The sequence below is a fragment of the Mesorhizobium sp. B2-6-4 genome (genome assembly GCF_006441495.1).
Lineage (GTDB): Bacteria > Pseudomonadota > Alphaproteobacteria > Rhizobiales > Rhizobiaceae > Mesorhizobium.
The window spans coordinates 83,961-99,643 of record NZ_VFUE01000018.1 but is presented as its reverse complement, the minus strand read 5'-3'; the positions used below and the strand labels follow the sequence as shown (position 1 = coordinate 99,643).

The following is a 15,683-nucleotide window of genomic DNA, read 5'->3' as shown; positions in this document are numbered from 1 at the left end:
CAGCGGAAAGCCGCCGCTGGCCTCAAAACGAGGATCCTCGCCAGCCAATAAACGCGCGATCGCTGCTTCAGCAAAAGAAAATGCCCGGCGCGAGGCGCCGGGCATTCCGTGAAGTCAATGCGGACAGGCTTACATCTTCTGGACGTAGGTGTACTTGCCGTCGTCGCCCTTCTTCCACTCGTACATGACGTAGCCGGGCAGCGTCGGGTCACCCTTGGCGTCGTAGGAGAGGTCGCCGAGCACGGTCTTGAACGGACCCTTCTCATGCAGCGCCTTGGCAACTTCCTGCGGGTCGTTGGACTTGGCAGCGGTGGCTGCCTCGGCGATCGCCTGCATGGCTGCGTAGGCGTAGAGCGTATAGGCCTCCGGCTCGAATCCCTGCGCGCGGAACTTCTCGACCAGTTCCTTGTTGGCCGGGATCAGGCGAGGGTCCGGGCCGAACGTGTTGAGTGTGCCCGCGACCGCGTCGCCAGCGATCGAAGCCAGTTCGTTCGACACGATGCCGTCGCCGGAAACCAGCGTCGCCTTGAGGCCCTGGTCGGCCGCCTGGCGGATGATCAGGCCGGCTTCAGTGTGCAGGCCGCCCCAGTAGATGATGGAGACGCCGGCTTCCTTCATCTTGGCGATCAGCGCCGAGAAGTCCTTGTCGCCGACATTGACGCCTTCATACATGACTTCCTTCACGCCCTTGGCGTTCATAGCCTTCTTGGTCTCGTCGGCAAGGCCCTGGCCGTAGGTGGTCTTGTCGTGCACGACGGCGATCTTGGCGTCCTTGAAATTGGCCGCCAGATAACCGCCGGCGATGCCGCCCTGCTGGTCATCGCGTCCGCAGGTGCGGAACACGTTCCACAGGCCGCGCTCGGTGAACTGGGGGTTGGTCGCGGCAGGCGTAATCTCGACGATGCCGTTTTCCGCGTAGACTTCCGACGCCGGAATGGAGACGCCCGAGTTGAAGTGGCCGACCACGAACTTGACGCCGTCGCCGACGAACTTGTTGGCGACCGAGATGCCTTGCTTCGGATCGGAGACGTCGTCGCCGACTTCGAGCTTGATCTGCTCGCCGTTGATGCCGCCCGCCGCATTGATGTCGGCGACCGCCTGCTCCGCGCCCTTCTGCAACTGTGCGCCGAAGGCGGCATTCGGACCCGTGATCGGGCCAGCAACGCCGACCATTAGATCAGCCCACGCATTGCCGCTGAACGCGATCAGCGCGGTCAGGGCGACGGCGGACAAAAGTGATTTTTTCATTTAAACGCTCCCATTAACGGAGTGGGCGTGGATGAAGCTTTCATGCGATGCCCACCCTTATCGCAGAAAGCATAGTTTGCCGATTTTCAGGCACTTGTCACGCCGATTCATCCCCGAAACGGCGTTAATGATGAACGTCAACCTTTCGGTTTCCAGCTCAAGATTGAAGCTCTTTCGTAGAGCCAATTATACTGTGTCACCATCTGGTTGGTTCGTGTGTATTGATAGCCGACGAAGCCGAGGATCATCAGCACGATGGTGTCGACGACATAGTAATGCAGCGAGAACATCGTGCCGTTGAACAGCGCGTGATGGATGAAGCGGATGCCGATGCCGAGACCCAGCAGATAGGCGAACAGCTGGACGAAGCTGCGCCAGGTCTGGGCACTGGCCTTGCCGGTCATCCATGCCGCCCAGCCGCCGAGCAGGCAGGTGACGAAGAAGAACTGCCAGATGGACGGTTCCTCGTAGAGAATGCCTTGCATGGTAAGGACTCCTGAACTCAGTGATGGCCGCCTTCGAGATAGGCGGCGCGCACTTCCGGGTTGGCGAGCAGTTCCTTGCCGGTGCCGCTCATGGTCACATTGCCGTTGACCATGACATAGCCGCGCGTCGCCAGCTTCAGCGCGCCGAAGGCGTTCTGCTCGACCAGGAACACGGTCAGCCCCTGCGTGCGGTTCAGCTCGCGAATGGCATCGAAGATCTGTTTGACGATCAGCGGCGCAAGACCGAGCGACGGCTCGTCGAGCAGAAGCAGCTTCGGCCGCGCCATCAGCGCGCGCCCGATCGACAGCATCTGCTGCTCGCCGCCCGACAGCGTGCCGCCGCGCTGGGCGATGCGCTCCTTCAGGCGCGGGAACAGCACGAACACCTTCTCGACGTCCTCGTCATAGTGCTTGAGGTTGTCGAGGCTGGCGCCCATCTGCAGGTTTTCCATCACCGTCATGCGCGGGAAGATGCGCCGGCCTTCGGGAGACTGGGCAATGCGCAAGCGCGCGATCTCGTGCGTCGGCAATTGGGTGATGTCGGCGCCGGCGAAGGTGATGGTGCCCGCGCGGGCGCGTGGCGCTCCAAAAATGGTCATCATCAGCGTGGATTTGCCGGCGCCGTTGGCGCCGATCAGCGCCACGATCTCGCCCTCGTTGACGGTGACGTCGACGCCGTTCAGCGCACGGATGTTGCCGTAATAGGTCTGCACGCCCTTGATATCGAGCAGCGTCTTCCCGGCCATCACTTGCCCCCTCCGCGCTTGGCCCGAACGGGCTTGCCCGCTCCTGTCGCGGGCTTTGCTGTCTGCTTACCGGAAGCATGGCTCGTCGCCACCTTGCCGGCGTCGACGCGGCGCGAGAATTCCGTGTCCTTGCCCTGGCTAAGCAGCCTGGCCTGCTTGACCCATTCTTCGCGGGCGATGCGTCCGTCAAAGGCGAGATACGCTTCGACGGCCTCGACATCGGCCTTCTTCCAAGCGCCGATCTGGTCGAAGTGGAAGATGCCGTGTTCGTTGAGCTTCTTCTCGTTGACCGCGCCGATCCCCTTGATGCGGGTGAGATTGTCGGCCTTGCCGCCGCGGGGCGCCGCCAGGCGGTTCGAGATGCCCGCGGCCTTCGCGGCCGGCGTCTTGGCCCCTGTCTTGACGCTCGCCTTGGTGGCCGGCTTCGCCACCGGCTTGGTCCGCGAAGCAGGTGCTGGCGCGACAGCCTTGGCCGCAACGCTCGCCGCCCGCGCATCGACCTGCGCCGCCTTCGAGGCGCCCTTCGACACCGTGATGCGCTCGCCTTCGCTGTGGCCGACCGTGTCGCTCACCGGGCCGGCGAGATAGGACGACGATGTTCCCGGACCATGCGCGGCATCGGGACCGGTATCGAGTTGCTCGATGACGTCCTCGTCGCCGACTTCGGTCAGCACGGTCTCGACCTCCTCATCGTCGACGCCGAGATAGGCCGCGATGACGCGCGGATCGGTGCGCACCGACTGCGGATTGCCGTCGGAGATCTTGCGGCCGTATTCCAGCACCACGACGTGATCGGAGATCTGCATGACCACCGACATGTCGTGCTCGATCAGCAGGATCGAGGTGCCGGTGTTGTTCTTGATGTCCATCAGCAGGTCGTTGAGCGCGGCCGATTCCTTTGGATTGAGACCGGCGGCGGGCTCGTCGAGGCACAAAAGCTCCGGGCCGGTGCACATGGCGCGCGCGATCTCGAGGCGCCGCTGCGCGCCATAGGGCAGGTCGCCGGCCGGATCGTCGGCGCGGTCGACCAGATCGGCTTTCTCAAGCCAGTGCTTGGCAAGTTCGACGGATTCGGCCGAGGCCTTGCGGTAACCGCTGAAGCCGAACAGGCCGAGCACCGTATAGCCCGAAGCCTTCATCAGCTTGTTGTGCTGGGCAACGAGCAGGTTCTCGAGCACCGTCATGCCCGAGAACAGGCGGATGTTCTGGAAGGTGCGCGCCACCTTGGCGCGCGCCGGGATCTCATGGTTGGGCAGCCGTTCGAGCAGGTAGATCGAGCCGTCCTGCCGGGTGAGAGTGATCATGCCTTCCGACGGCTTGTAGAAGCCGGTGATGCAGTTGAACACGGTGGTCTTGCCGGCGCCGTTGGGCCCGATCAGCGCGGTGATCTCGCCGCGCCTGGCGGTGAAGGACAGGTCGCCGATCGCGACCAGGCCGCCGAACTTCATCGACAGGTGTTCGACGTTCAGGATGGCGTCGTTCATGGAGGGGTTCGCGTTCATCAGCCGTGACCCTCCTTGGTGAAGGAACTTGAGACAGCCCTTCGCACCTTGAGGAAGGCGGTCGGCTCACGGCTGCCGACAAAGCCGCGCGGCTTCCACAGCATGACGATCACCATGGCCATGCCGAACAGCAGCATACGGTAGAGTTCCGGCGTGAAGTCGGGTCCGAAGACCTGCTTGAGGAAGTCGAGTTCGCGCAGCACCTCGGTGCCGCCGATCATGACCAGAGCCGCGACGGCAATGCCGACCAGTGATCCCATACCGCCAAGCACGACGATGGCCAGGATGATCGCCGATTCCAGGAAGACGAAGGATTCGGGGCTGACGAAGCCTTGCCGGGCGGCGAAGAACGAGCCGGCAAAACCGCCGAACATGGCACCGGTGGCAAAGGCGGTCAGCTTGGTGGTCGTGGTGTTGATGCCGAGCGAGCGGCAGGCGATCTCGTCCTCGCGTAAGGCTTCCCAGGCGCGGCCAACCGGCATGCGCCTCAGCCTGACCGTGACGAAGGCGGTGAGCAGCGCCAGCCCCAGGATGAGGTAATAGAGGAAGATCTTGTAATAGGCGCTTGATGTGGCGATGTTCAGCACCTTGCCGATATAGTTCGGATCCGAGACGTTGAAGCTCATCAGGCCGAAGAAGGTGACCTTCGGGATGCCGGAAATGCCGGCCGAGCCATTGGTCACCTCGCGCCAGTTGATGATCACCAGCCGGATGATCTCGCCGAAGGCAAGCGTCACGATGGCCAGGTAGTCGCCGCGCAGGCGCAGCACCGGAAAGCCGAGCAGCACGCCCCAGAAGGCGGCCATGGCGCCTGCGGCCGGCAGGAGGATCCAGAAGGAGAGGCCGTAATGCGTGCCGAGCAGCGCATAGGCATAGGCGCCGACGGCATAGAAGGCGACATAGCCGAGGTCGAGCAGGCCGGCCAGACCGACGACGATGTTCAGCCCCCAGGCCAGCATGACATAGATCAGGATCTGGATGCCGAAATTATCGACCCATTTCAGCGACCCTTGCAGCCCGCCGACGAGCGACCACGACATCAGCGACAGCATGCCCACGACAATGATCGGATAGAGCACCAGTGCGGCGATGCCGAGTTTTGTGAAGTTGGCATGGATGAAGCCGCGGAAATAGTAGATCACGCAGGCCAGCGCGTAGATGACCGCAAGGGCGCGCAGGAATTGCAGATAGCCGGCCGGCTCCGCCCCTACCCAGCCGGCGAGAGACCTGCTGAAGACGAACAGCAGCGCCGCGACGATGACGGCCACGATGAAGGCTGGAAAGAGGAAGAAGCGCGACGCCACGCTGGCCGGCAGCAAGCCGGTGGCGACGTCGGCGATCTTCTGGTTGGCCAAAAAGGGCTGGCCGTAGGCGACATAGAGGAAGCGGCCGACGGCGGTGGCGATGACCACTGCGGCGAGCAGGCCCCAGCGCTGCACCAGGATCAGCTCGTTTGAGATGTTCTGGTCGGTCTTGAGCCCGATGAACAGCACGAACAGGCCGAGCGCGATGGCACCGGCATAGAAGGCCTCGCGCAAGGCGCGCTGCATGGGCGTGGCTGCGACGGTGTCGCGCTCGGGAGATACGGTGACGGCCATGATCTCAGACCTTTTCGACTTCTGGCCGGCCGAGAATGCCGGAAGGCAGGAAGATCAGCACGATAGCCAGGATCGAGAAGGCGGCGACATCCTTGTAGTCGATCGAGAAATAGGCCGACCACATGCTCTCGATGAAGCCGATCAAAAGGCCGCCCAGCACCGCGCCCGGCAACGAACCGATGCCGCCCAGCACCGCTGCGGTGAATGCCTTCACGCCGGGCACGAAGCCGTCCGAGAAGGCGATGACGCCGTAATACATCAGGAACAGCGTGCCGGCGACGGCGGCAAGTGCCGCGCCCATGATGAAGGTGATCGAGATGGTGCGGTCGACATCGATGCCGAGCAGCGCCGCCATCTTGCGGTCCTGCTCGCAGGCGCGCTGCGCCCGGCCAAGCGAGGTCTTGTTGACCAGGTACCAGAACAACACCAAGAGCAACGCGGTGACGACGACGATGATGATCTGCTTCAGCGACACGCTGATGCCTTCGATGTTGTAGACCTTCGACACCATCGGCGGGATCGGCTTGTTGCGCGGGCCTTGCGTCACCTGCACGAAATTCGACAGCGCGATCGACATGCCGATGGCGGTGATCAGCGGCGCCAGCCGGAACGAGCCGCGCAGCGGCCGGTAGGCCACCTTCTCGATCGTCCAGTTGTAGAGGCTGGTCAGCAGCATCGCCACGATCATCATCACCAGCAGCGCGATGACCACGGGAACCGAATAGAACAGGGCACCCAGGATGAGGAAAACGATCAGCGCCGTGAAAGCGCCCACCATGAAGATATCGCCATGAGCAAAGTTGATCATGCCGATAATGCCGTAGACCATCGTGTAGCCGATCGCGATCAGCCCATAGATCGATCCCAGCGTCAGCCCATTGATAAGCTGCTGGACAAAATACTGCATGTGTACATGGCTCCCCTGGAATGTCGCCCATGCAGACGCATTCCTTTTCGTATTTCCCCTAGTCGTAAGGTTTCGAGGCGGGATTGCAACGTCATTTTTTGATCGTCATGCGTGTTTCCGACTGCACGCCGTTCGATTGCCCGTTTTTTCGCACCCGCCCCCTGGACTATCGCGGACCCTATCATTGGCATAACGCAATGTCTTTGACGATTAAGCGTCATCATGCGCTCCATTTCGAAGAAATCGCCGTCAAAATAAGTTGATGAGACGATTCGTTGCGCTCGTGACAGCAATCCTTTTTGTCCTTCCCGACCTTCCGCAGCGTGATGAATCGCCTATTTGACGACGAAGCCGTGCGCGAACGGATCGCGGTCATCGATGAAGATCGTGTTGAGCCCGGTCATGCGCGCCCAGCCGCCGATCGAGGGAATGATCGCCGGCTTGCCTGCGACCGTGACGTCTTTTTCAACCTTGCCCTTGAACAGCGAGCCGATGATCGATTCATGGACGAACGCATCGCCGGCCTTGAGCTTGCCCTTGGCATGGAGCTGCGCCATGCGTGCCGAGGTGCCCGTGCCGCACGGTGAGCGGTCGATCGCCTTGTCGCCGTAGAAGACCGCGTTGCGCGCGTCCGCACCCGACACCGTCGGCTCGCCGGTCCACAGCATGTGCGACAGCCGGTTGATGCCCGGATTCTCCGGATGCACGAAAGAGTATTTCTCGTTGAGCCGCTGCCGCACCACCGGGCTCCAGGCGATGAGGTCGCCCGCCGAATGGTCTGCCATGTCGCGATAGTTTTTCTGCGGCTCGACGATGGCGTAGAAATTGCCGCCATAGGCGACGTCGACGACGATCTCGCCGAGCCCGGGGCATTCGACCGTCAGGCCCTCGGCATGGAGGAAGGAGGGCACGTTGGTGATGCGCACCTCTTCGACATATTCGCCGACCTGTTTGTATTCGGCGATGACCAGGCCGGCCGGTGTGTCGAGCCTGAGCACGCCGGGCGTCGTCGGCTTGATCAGCCCGTGCTCGATAGCCATCGTCACCGTGCCGATGGTGCCGTGGCCGCACATTGGCAGGCAGCCCGAGGTCTCGATGAACAGGATGGCGATGTCGCAATCCTCACGCGTCGGCGGGTAGAGGATCGAGCCGGACATGACATCGTGGCCGCGCGGCTCGAACATCAGGCCGGTGCGGATCCAGTCATATTCGGCCAGGAAATGTGCGCGCCGCTCCATCATCGTCGAACCCTGGAGCAGCGGGCCGCCGCCGGCGACCAGCCGCACCGGGTTGCCGCAGGTGTGGCCGTCGATGCAGAAGAAGGATTTCCTGGCCATGACGCTCCTCGAAAAATCAAAACCGTTGTGGACTGAAGGGGGCCACGTCGATCGGCGGAGTCTGCCCCAGGACAAGCTCGCGGATCAACCGTCCCGTCGCAGCAGCCTGGGTCAGGCCAAGATGGCCGTGGCCGAAAGCGTAGACCACCGGCCGGCTTCCCGATGCGCGGCCCACGACAGGCAATGAATCCGGCAGCGAGGGACGAAACCCCATCCATTCGCGGCCGCCCGAAGGATCGAGGCCCGGCAGGAAGTCTTGCGCCTTGCGCAGCAGCGCCTTCGAGCGCGCGTAGTTGGGCGGCCGCTCGATGCCGCCGAGCTCGACCGCGCCGCCGATGCGCAGGCCCGTGTCGAGCGGCGTGATCACGAAGCCTTGGCCGGAGAAGATCAGCATCCGCTTCACCTCGAAGGCGGTCCTTGGCAACGTCGTGTTGTAGCCGCGCTCGGTTTCGAGCGGAATGCGATCGCCGAGCTGCCGCGCCAGCAGATGCGACCAGGCGCCGGCGGTGACGACCAGGTGCCGGGCTTGCCGCGTCGTGCCGTCGGCCAGGGTCAACGTCGCGCCGTTCCCGTCCGCGGCGACGCCGGCGATGCGGGCCTTCTCGAACCGCGCGCCCTTGGATTGCGCATAGTCCCAGATCGCCTTGCCGAGCAGTTTTGGATCGGCGATTGTCTTCCAGCCCGGCACGAACGTGCCTTTGCCGAAGCGCGGCGACAGGCCGGGCTGCAGCTCCGCCAGCTCCTCGCCGCAGACATGGCGGAAGCCGATGCCGAAGCGCTGGCGCGCCGCCCAGCCGGACAGCGAGGCCTGGAATTCGGCCTCGCTTTCGTAGAGTTCGAGCGAGCCATCCTCGCGCAGCATCCGCCTCGTGCCGGAGCGGTCGAGCAGGCCCATCCATTCGGCCTCGGCGAGCGCCATCATTGCGGCCTGCGCCACCAGGCCAGCCTCGTAGTGCTTCGCCGAGCCGGCACGCCAGAAGCGGATCAGCCAGGGCAGCAGCTTCGGCAGGTAGGCGGGCGGGATGGCGAGCGGGCCTAGCGGGTCGGCCAGCCATTTCGGCAATTTCCGGAGCATGCCCTTGTGCGCCAGTGGCAGCACGTCGGAAAAGGCGAAGGCGGCGGCATTGCCGGAGCTCGTCTCCTCGCAGATGCCGGTGCGGTCGTAGACCGTGACGTTTCGCCCCGCCTCGGCAAGAAACGCCGCCGCGCAGATGCCGATGATGCCGCCGCCGACGATGGCGATATCTATTTCTTCTCCCTGTTCACGGGGAGAAGACGCCCGCAGGGCGGGGCGCCGCCGCGCTTCCATCGATTTGGAACTTCCTGTCACCTCGGCGCCGCCTCTCGGAAGAAAGCCTCAGAACGCCGGTAGTGTCGGCCGCACCGCCAGTGCGTCCTTGACGATCTTCTCGACCGCCTTGCGGCGCTCGCCCGACAGCGGCTGGCGCGGCATGCGGACGCGGTCGTTGGTTTGAATGGCGAACACCTCGGCAAGCTTGATGTTCTGCACCAGATAGGTCGAGACGTCGAGATCAAGCAGCGGCCGGAACCAGCGATAGATGGCGAGCGCCTCTTCGCGGCGGCCCCGCTGCATCAGCTGGTAGATCGCCACCGTCTCGCGCGGGAAGGCGGTGACGAGACCGGCCACCCAGCCGATGGCGCCCACCGACAGCGCCTCGAAAGCGAGATTGTCGACGCCGGTAAACAGGTCGTAGCGGCTGCCCAGGCGATTGATGATCTCGGTCGAGCGCCTGATGTCGTCGGAGGATTCCTTGATGGCGACGAAGCGCTCGTCCGACGCCAGCTCCTCCATCTGGTCGACGGTGACATCCACGCGGTAGGCGAGCCGGTTGGAATAGATCATGACCGGCAAGTCGCCGGCCTCCGCGACGGCGCGCAGCGCCGCCACCGTCTCTTCCGCATTGGTATGGTAGATCGGGCTGGGCACCACCATCAGGCCGTTGGCGCCTTCCTTGGCGGCGCGGCGGGCGATGCTGGCGGCCTCGCGTGTCCCGGCCTCGTTCACCGTCAGCAGCACCGGTTTCTTGCCAGCCACCTTCTGCGCGGTTTTCAGCACTTCAATCTTTTCGTCATGGGACAGCATCGGCCCTTCGCCGAGCGATCCGCAGACGATGATGCCGTCGCAGCCGGCCTCCATCTGCAAGCCGAAGCAGCGCTCCATCTCGGCATGGTCGAGGCGGTCGTCCGTGGTGAATTTAGTCGTGACGGCTGGGAAAATTCCGGTCCACATGGTCATCGCTCCTCTGATATATCAGCCGTATATCTATTAAGAAAGCCGCTGTCAACACGGATTCTCCTATGATATATGCAAAATATATCAGGAGACCGCCTTTGATATCCATGCAAATGAGCACTGCATTCGAGCCGGCTGCGACCAAGGCCTACCGCATGCTCGAGCATATGATTGTCACGCTCGAACTGGCGCCGGCGAGTTTCGTCACTGAAGGCGGCCTGATCGAGAAGCTGGCGCTCGGCCGTACGCCGGTGCGCGAGGCGATCCAGAGGCTGGCCTGGGAAGGACTGCTCGACGTGCGGCCGCGCGCAGGCATCGCCATCGCGCCGCTGCACCCCGGCGACTGGCTGCGCGTCCTCGACGCGCGCCGCGGCGTCGAGGTGGTGCTGGCCCGCTCCGCGGCGCGCTTCGTCACCCGCGACGCAGCCGACCTCTTCCACGATGCCGCGCTTGCCATGCAGAAGGCTGTCATCTCCGGCAACGTGCTTGCCTTCATCCAGGCCGACAAGACGCTGGACGAGGCGCTGGCGCGGGCTGCCGACAACCCGTTCGCGGCCAGGCTGGCTGCCCCGCTGCAGACCCACAGCCGCCGCTTCTGGTTCCGCTACAAGGCCGATACCGGCCTGGCGGAATCGGCCGAGCATCACGTCGCGCTGATCCGCTCGATTGTCGACGGTGACGAGGAAGCCGCCGCGAAGGATGCCAAGCGGCTGATGGCATTGCTGCGCGCCCATGCCGAGGCGGCCGCCACACGTTGAAGCGTACCGCCAGACACCGACCCCGGTTCAGGACAGTGCATGCCCAAGCCTACGCGTCGCCTGAACCGCTTAGACGCGATGCGCCTCAGGCTCCTGGCAAGGCCGCCTTGATCGTCGGGCTGTCCCAGCCCTCGCCCACGGACAGGATGCAACTCTGGCCCTTGGTGTCGGAGGCGAGGACGGTCCAACTGCCCTGTTCGGAAACGAACACCTCAAGCACCACGTTGGGATTGATCAGACCACGCCCGGCCTCGCTTTCGTGGAAATTCTCGCCGAGCGCCTTGACGATGTCGGCGCGTGCCGCACATTGCCCGGCTGCATTCGCCGGCCCTATCGATAGCGCCGCCGCGGCGCATAGCAGCATGGACATAAGACGTTGTGCCATCGGACACCTCCTTGCGCCCGACGATGCGATGCTAACGGTCAGCCGTCGGCGCTCTGGTTGCCTGCCATGCCTCCTCCAGGGCAGGATCGTAGCTCTAAGTCCTGGCGCCCTCGCCGGTTCCATCACATTAGCGTTTGCAAAATAAACGGCCCGAGCCAGGGGACTCGGGCCGTAGATTTTTGGGTGGTCCTGCCGGCCCGCGCGGCCGCAGCCGAAGGACGCGCAAGCGGACAAGCGTCCGGCCAGTTCATCGTCGGGATGACGAACTCGGCGCCGTCCTTGATGCCGGCCCGCGCGCCCGCAGCCGAAGGCGAGGACGCGCTATCGGACAAGCGTCCGGCTAGTTCATCGTCGGGATGACGAACTCGGCCCCGTCCTTGATGCCGGACGGCCAGCGCGAGGTGACCGTCTTGGTCTTGGTGTAGAAGCGGAACGCGTCCGGACCGTGCTGGTTGAGATCACCGAAGGACGACGCCTTCCAGCCACCGAACGTGTAGTAGGCGATCGGCACCGGGATCGGCACGTTGACGCCGACCATGCCGACCTGCACCCTGGAAGCAAAGTCCCGCGCGGCGTCGCCGTCGCGCGTGTAGATGGCGACGCCATTGCCCATCTCGTGGTCATTGGCGAGCTTGATGGCGTTCTCGTAGGTCGGCGCGCGCACCACCGACAGCACCGGCCCGAAGATCTCTTCCTTGTAGATGCGCATGTCCGACGTGACGTTGTCGAACAGGCAGCCGCCCATATAGTAGCCGTTCTCGTAGCCCTGCATCTTGAAGCCGCGACCGTCGACGACCAGCTTGGCGCCTTCCTTGACGCCGATATCGACATAGCCCTTCACCCGCTCCAGCGCCTGAGCGGTGACCAGCGGGCCAAAATCGGCGGCGGAATCCGTCGAGGGGCCGACCTTCAGGCTTTCGACGCGCGGCACCAGTTTTTCCATCAGCCGGTTGGCGGTGTCGTTGCCGACAGGGACCGCCACCGAGATCGCCATGCAGCGCTCGCCGGCCGATCCGTAGCCGGCGCCGATCAGTGCATCGACGGTCTGGTCCATGTCGGCGTCGGGCATGATGATCATGTGGTTCTTGGCGCCGCCGAAGCACTGCACGCGTTTTCCCGACGCTGTGCCGCGCGAATAGATGTAGTGGGCGATCGGCGTCGAGCCGACGAAGCCGATAGCCTTGATATCGGGGTCGTCAAGGATGGCGTCGACGACTTCCTTGTCCCCGTTGACGACATTGAGGATACCGGCAGGCAGGCCCGCCTCGATGAACAGTTCGGCGATGCGGATCGGCACGCCCGGGTCGCGCTCGGAAGGCTTCAGGATGAAGGCGTTGCCGCAGGCGATCGCCGGCGCGATCTTCCACAGCGGGATCATCGCCGGAAAGTTGAACGGCGTGATGCCGGCGACGACGCCGAGCGGCTGGCGCATCGAATAGACGTCGATGCCGGGGCCGGCACCGTCGGTGAATTCACCCTTCATCATGTGCGGCGCGCCGATGCAGACCTCGACCACTTCGAGGCCGCGCTGGATGTCGCCCCTGGCATCGGCGATCGTCTTGCCGTGCTCGCGCGCCAGGATGTCGGCCAGTTCGTCATAGTCGCGGGCGACCAGTTCAAGGAACTTCATAAGGACGCGCACGCGGCGCTGCGGGTTGGTCGCGGCCCATTTCGGCTGCGCCGCCTTGGCGCTCTCGACCGCCGCGCGCAGTTCCGCCTGCGAGGCCAGCGCCACCGTGCCGCGCACAGAGCCGTCCATCGGCTGCATCACGTCCTGCTTGCGACCGCTGGTGCCGGCGACACGCTTGCCGCCGATGAAATGACCGTATTCGATCATGATGTCTCTCCCTGGGTTTGTGATGGTGCATTGTCCGCCTTTGGCACGCCGATGGCAACGCGAGGGAGAACGCAACCGTTGTGCGGAAAATAGACAACGGTTGACGGGAGAGCATCAATTCTCGCAAATGGGAAGGATCACGAAGACGACGCCAAGGATTGGCAGGTTGAGTTCCTTCACCACAGAACGCGACATTGAAAATTGTCATCCGGACCATCCCCATGAACTGGGATGACGTCCGCATCTTTCTCGCCGTGGCGCGCGCCGGGCAAATCCTTGGCGCGGCGAGGCGCCTGGAACTCAATCACGCCACCGTCTCGCGCCGCATCGCCGCACTTGAAGACGCGCTGCGCACGAAACTCTTTCGCCGGCTGACCACCGGCAGCGAGCTGACGCCCGCCGGCGAGCGCTTCCTCGACATTGCCGAGCGCATGGAGGGCGACATGATCGCCGCCCGCTCGACAATATCAGGCGAAGGCGACGACGTTTCGGGCACGGTGCGGATCGGCGCGCCGGACGGGTTTGGCGTCGCGTTCCTCGCCCGGCGCCTCGGCGCACTGACCGCGCTGCACCGTGAATTGACGATTCAGCTCGTACCGGTGCCGCGCTCCTTCTCCCTGTCTCGCCGCGAGGCCGACATTGCCATCACCGTCGAGCGCCCGACCGAGGGCCGGCTGGTAGCGGGCAAGCTGGTCGACTACTCGCTCGGCCTGTTTGCCTCACGTGCCTATGCTGAAGCCCACGGCCTGCCCCAGACCGCTGCCGAGCTGGGACGGCACACATTGATCGGCTATGTGCCGGACCTCATCGTCAGCCCATCGCTCGACTACGCCGCCGAATTCAGCGCGGACTGGCGCACCAGCTTCGCCATTTCCTCCGCGCTCGGGCAGGCCGAAGCGGTGCGGTCGGGCGCCGGCATCGGCATCCTGCACACTTTCGTCGCCCGCTCGATGCCGGAACTGGTGGCCGTCGACGTGGTGGCGCCCATCCGCCGTGCCTACTGGCTGGTCTATCACGAATCGGTCAGGCCGCTGCGCCGCGTCCAGATCGTTGCCTCCTTCATCACAAAGGCGGTGGAGCGGGAGAGAAATCTTTTCGTCTGACGCATGTCGGCCATCGCAGCTTCCTCCACGACACGGAGAACGGCATGATGGTGCTCGACCCCGCCTTCTTCGCCAGATGACGAGTATCTCGCCCATTCCAATCGGTCGCCACCGAAGTGACCATCCCGTGGGCCTACCGGCTGCTGTTCGACGAGGGTTGGTGAAACAGGCGTTCTGACGCGATATCCCCCGGCCGCGCCCGCCGATGGCGAGCGGGCGGCGTCTATTTCAGATAGCGCTCCTGCGCCAGCGCGCGGGCGTCGATATCGGGCACTTTGTTCGAGATGATGTCGGCCAGCACCTTGGCCGAGCCGCAGGCCATGGTCCAGCCGAGCGTTCCATGGCCGGTGTTGAGGTAGAGGTTGGAAAGCTCCGTGCGCCCGATCAGCGGCGGCCCGTCCGGCGTCATCGGCCGCAGGCCGCACCAGAACGTCGCCTCCCGCATGGCGCCGGCTCCCGGGAACAGGTCGCCGACCGAGTGTTCGAGCGTGCGCCGTCGCGATTCGTGCAGCCGGAGGTCGAACCCGGAAATCTCGGCCGTGCCGCCGACGCGGATGCGGTCGCCGAGCCTCGTGATCGCGACCTTGTAGGTTTCGTCCATCACCGTCGACACCGGCGCGGCGGCGGCATCCTTGATCGGCACCGTGATCGAATAGCCCTTGACCGGATAGACCGGGATCGGCCGCTTCATCCGGCGCATGAAGTCCGCCGAATAGCTGCCCAGCGCCATCACATAGGCATCGGCGGACAGCCAGCCCTTGCTGGTGCTCATATTGTTGACGCGGTTGCGGCTGCGGATGACGCGCCATATCGTCGTGTCATATTCGAACTTGACCCCGCGTGCCACGCAAAGCTCGGCCAGCCTGTCGGTGAACATCTTGCAGTCGCCGGTCTCGTCGCCCGGCAGTCTCAGGCCGCCGACGAATTTTTCGCGCACCGCGGCCAGCGCCGGTTCCGCCGCGATGCAGCCGTCCTGGTCGAGAATTTCGTAGGGCACGCCATATCTCTTCAGCACCTCGACATCGCCTGATGTGCCGTCGAGCTGCTTTTGCGTGCGAAACAGCTGCAGCGTGCCCTGCGTCCGCTCGTCATAGGCTATGCCGGTCACCTCGCGCAGCGCCTTCAGCGTGTCGCGGCTGTATTCGGCCAGCGGCACCATGCGCGATTTGTTGACCGCGTAGCGTTCGGCAGTGCAGTTGCGCAGCATCTTGACCAGCCACGTCCACATATGCGGATCGAAGGCCGGCCGCACCACCAGCGGACCATGCTTCATCAGCAGCCATTTGATCGCCTTGAGGGGGATACCGGGCCCGGCCCAAGGCGAGGCATAGCCGGGCGAAATCTCGCCGGCATTGGCGAAGCTGGTTTCCAGTCCCGGCCCTTTCTGGCGGTCGATCACGGTCACCTCGTGGCCAGCCTCGGCGAGATAATAGGCCGTGGTCACCCCGATCACGCCACTGCCCAGCACCATGATTTTCATTCATTCACTCCTTGCCGCGCCGAGCGTCCTCAGGACGCCCGTG

14 protein-coding genes are annotated in these 15,683 nt (G+C 64.1%); 2 read left to right on the top strand and 12 right to left on the bottom strand.

The features are described from left to right. Nucleotides 1–129: 129 nt before the first annotated feature. The 9 genes from FJ426_RS23370 to FJ426_RS23330 form a co-directional block, all read right to left on the bottom strand. On the bottom strand, nt 130–1,248 hold the full coding sequence (locus tag FJ426_RS23370; RefSeq protein ID WP_140517531.1) for a branched-chain amino acid ABC transporter substrate-binding protein: 1,119 nt from the start codon (nt 1,246–1,248) through the stop codon (nt 130–132). A 137-nt stretch (nt 1,249–1,385) separates the two neighbouring features. Further along, on the bottom strand, nt 1,386–1,733 hold the full coding sequence (locus tag FJ426_RS23365; RefSeq protein ID WP_140493080.1) for a DUF6867 family protein: 348 nt from the start codon (nt 1,731–1,733) through the stop codon (nt 1,386–1,388). Between the two features lie 17 nt (nt 1,734–1,750). Next, complete coding sequence (locus FJ426_RS23360; protein ID WP_140517530.1) at nt 1,751–2,479, bottom strand: ABC transporter ATP-binding protein; 729 nt, start codon at nt 2,477–2,479, stop codon at nt 1,751–1,753. Next, nucleotides 2,479–3,981 (bottom strand): ATP-binding cassette domain-containing protein, encoded by a 1,503-nt coding sequence (locus FJ426_RS23355; RefSeq protein WP_140554900.1) that lies wholly within the window; start codon nt 3,979–3,981, stop codon nt 2,479–2,481. Before FJ426_RS23355 ends, FJ426_RS23360 begins: the two co-directional genes overlap by 1 nt. Next, entirely contained in the window at nt 3,981–5,579 is a 1,599-nt protein-coding gene (gene livM, locus FJ426_RS23350; protein WP_140493070.1) for a high-affinity branched-chain amino acid ABC transporter permease LivM, read from the bottom strand. Before livM ends, FJ426_RS23355 begins: the two co-directional genes overlap by 1 nt. A gap of 4 nt (nt 5,580–5,583) precedes the next feature. Next, entirely contained in the window at nt 5,584–6,486 is a 903-nt protein-coding gene (locus tag FJ426_RS23345; protein ID WP_140493067.1) for a branched-chain amino acid ABC transporter permease LivH, read from the bottom strand. 335 nt (nt 6,487–6,821) lie between these two features. Continuing rightward, on the bottom strand, nt 6,822–7,823 hold the full coding sequence (locus FJ426_RS23340) for a 4-hydroxyproline epimerase (RefSeq protein WP_140554899.1): 1,002 nt from the start codon (nt 7,821–7,823) through the stop codon (nt 6,822–6,824). Between the two features lie 16 nt (nt 7,824–7,839). Continuing rightward, nucleotides 7,840–9,132 (bottom strand): FAD-binding oxidoreductase, encoded by a 1,293-nt coding sequence (locus tag FJ426_RS23335; protein ID WP_181172767.1) that lies wholly within the window; start codon nt 9,130–9,132, stop codon nt 7,840–7,842. A gap of 48 nt (nt 9,133–9,180) precedes the next feature. Further along, nucleotides 9,181–10,074, bottom strand: a complete 894-nt coding sequence (locus tag FJ426_RS23330; RefSeq protein WP_140560778.1) for a dihydrodipicolinate synthase family protein — start codon at nt 10,072–10,074, stop codon at nt 9,181–9,183. A 116-nt stretch (nt 10,075–10,190) separates the two neighbouring features. Here FJ426_RS23330 and FJ426_RS23325 point away from each other — a divergent pair, with 116 nt between their 5' ends. After that, nucleotides 10,191–10,835 (top strand): GntR family transcriptional regulator, encoded by a 645-nt coding sequence (locus FJ426_RS23325; protein WP_246673019.1) that lies wholly within the window; start codon nt 10,191–10,193, stop codon nt 10,833–10,835. An 85-nt stretch (nt 10,836–10,920) separates the two neighbouring features. Here the strand turns inward: FJ426_RS23325 and FJ426_RS23320 are convergent, their stop codons facing one another. After that, the gene (locus FJ426_RS23320; protein ID WP_140517526.1) at nt 10,921–11,220 is read right to left on the bottom strand and encodes a hypothetical protein; all 300 of its coding nucleotides are present in this window, start codon (nt 11,218–11,220) and stop codon (nt 10,921–10,923) included. Between the two features lie 340 nt (nt 11,221–11,560). Then, on the bottom strand, nt 11,561–13,057 hold the full coding sequence (locus FJ426_RS23315) for a CoA-acylating methylmalonate-semialdehyde dehydrogenase (protein WP_140560776.1): 1,497 nt from the start codon (nt 13,055–13,057) through the stop codon (nt 11,561–11,563). Between the two features lie 221 nt (nt 13,058–13,278). Between FJ426_RS23315 and FJ426_RS23310 the strand changes: the two genes are divergently transcribed. Continuing rightward, nucleotides 13,279–14,160, top strand: a complete 882-nt coding sequence (locus tag FJ426_RS23310) for a LysR family transcriptional regulator (RefSeq protein WP_140517524.1) — start codon at nt 13,279–13,281, stop codon at nt 14,158–14,160. Nucleotides 14,161–14,383: 223 nt separating this feature from the next. Here FJ426_RS23310 and FJ426_RS23305 read toward each other — a convergent pair whose 3' ends face one another. Then, nucleotides 14,384–15,640, bottom strand: coding sequence for a D-amino acid dehydrogenase (locus FJ426_RS23305; protein WP_140560775.1), 1,257 nt, complete (start codon nt 15,638–15,640; stop codon nt 14,384–14,386). Between the last annotated feature and the right edge of the window lie 43 nt (nt 15,641–15,683).

Excerpts from the sequence above, each read along its gene's own strand:
- FJ426_RS23370 (WP_140517531.1), bottom strand. The coding sequence starts at position 1,248 with ATGAAAAAATCACTTTTGTCCGCCGTCGCCCTGACCGCGCTGATCGCG.
- FJ426_RS23365 (WP_140493080.1), bottom strand. The coding sequence starts at position 1,733 with ATGCAAGGCATTCTCTACGAGGAACCGTCCATCTGGCAGTTCTTCTTC.
- FJ426_RS23360 (WP_140517530.1), bottom strand. The coding sequence starts at position 2,479 with ATGGCCGGGAAGACGCTGCTCGATATCAAGGGCGTGCAGACCTATTAC.
- FJ426_RS23355 (WP_140554900.1), bottom strand. The coding sequence starts at position 3,981 with ATGAACGCGAACCCCTCCATGAACGACGCCATCCTGAACGTCGAACAC.
- livM (WP_140493070.1), bottom strand. The coding sequence starts at position 5,579 with ATGGCCGTCACCGTATCTCCCGAGCGCGACACCGTCGCAGCCACGCCC.
- FJ426_RS23345 (WP_140493067.1), bottom strand. The coding sequence starts at position 6,486 with ATGCAGTATTTTGTCCAGCAGCTTATCAATGGGCTGACGCTGGGATCG.
- FJ426_RS23340 (WP_140554899.1), bottom strand. The coding sequence starts at position 7,823 with ATGGCCAGGAAATCCTTCTTCTGCATCGACGGCCACACCTGCGGCAAC.
- FJ426_RS23335 (WP_181172767.1), bottom strand. The coding sequence starts at position 9,132 with ATGGAAGCGCGGCGGCGCCCCGCCCTGCGGGCGTCTTCTCCCCGTGAA.
- FJ426_RS23330 (WP_140560778.1), bottom strand. The coding sequence starts at position 10,074 with ATGTGGACCGGAATTTTCCCAGCCGTCACGACTAAATTCACCACGGAC.
- FJ426_RS23325 (WP_246673019.1), top strand. The coding sequence starts at position 10,191 with ATGAGCACTGCATTCGAGCCGGCTGCGACCAAGGCCTACCGCATGCTC.
- FJ426_RS23320 (WP_140517526.1), bottom strand. The coding sequence starts at position 11,220 with ATGGCACAACGTCTTATGTCCATGCTGCTATGCGCCGCGGCGGCGCTA.
- FJ426_RS23315 (WP_140560776.1), bottom strand. The coding sequence starts at position 13,057 with ATGATCGAATACGGTCATTTCATCGGCGGCAAGCGTGTCGCCGGCACC.
- FJ426_RS23310 (WP_140517524.1), top strand. The coding sequence starts at position 13,279 with ATGAACTGGGATGACGTCCGCATCTTTCTCGCCGTGGCGCGCGCCGGG.
- FJ426_RS23305 (WP_140560775.1), bottom strand. The coding sequence starts at position 15,640 with ATGAAAATCATGGTGCTGGGCAGTGGCGTGATCGGGGTGACCACGGCC.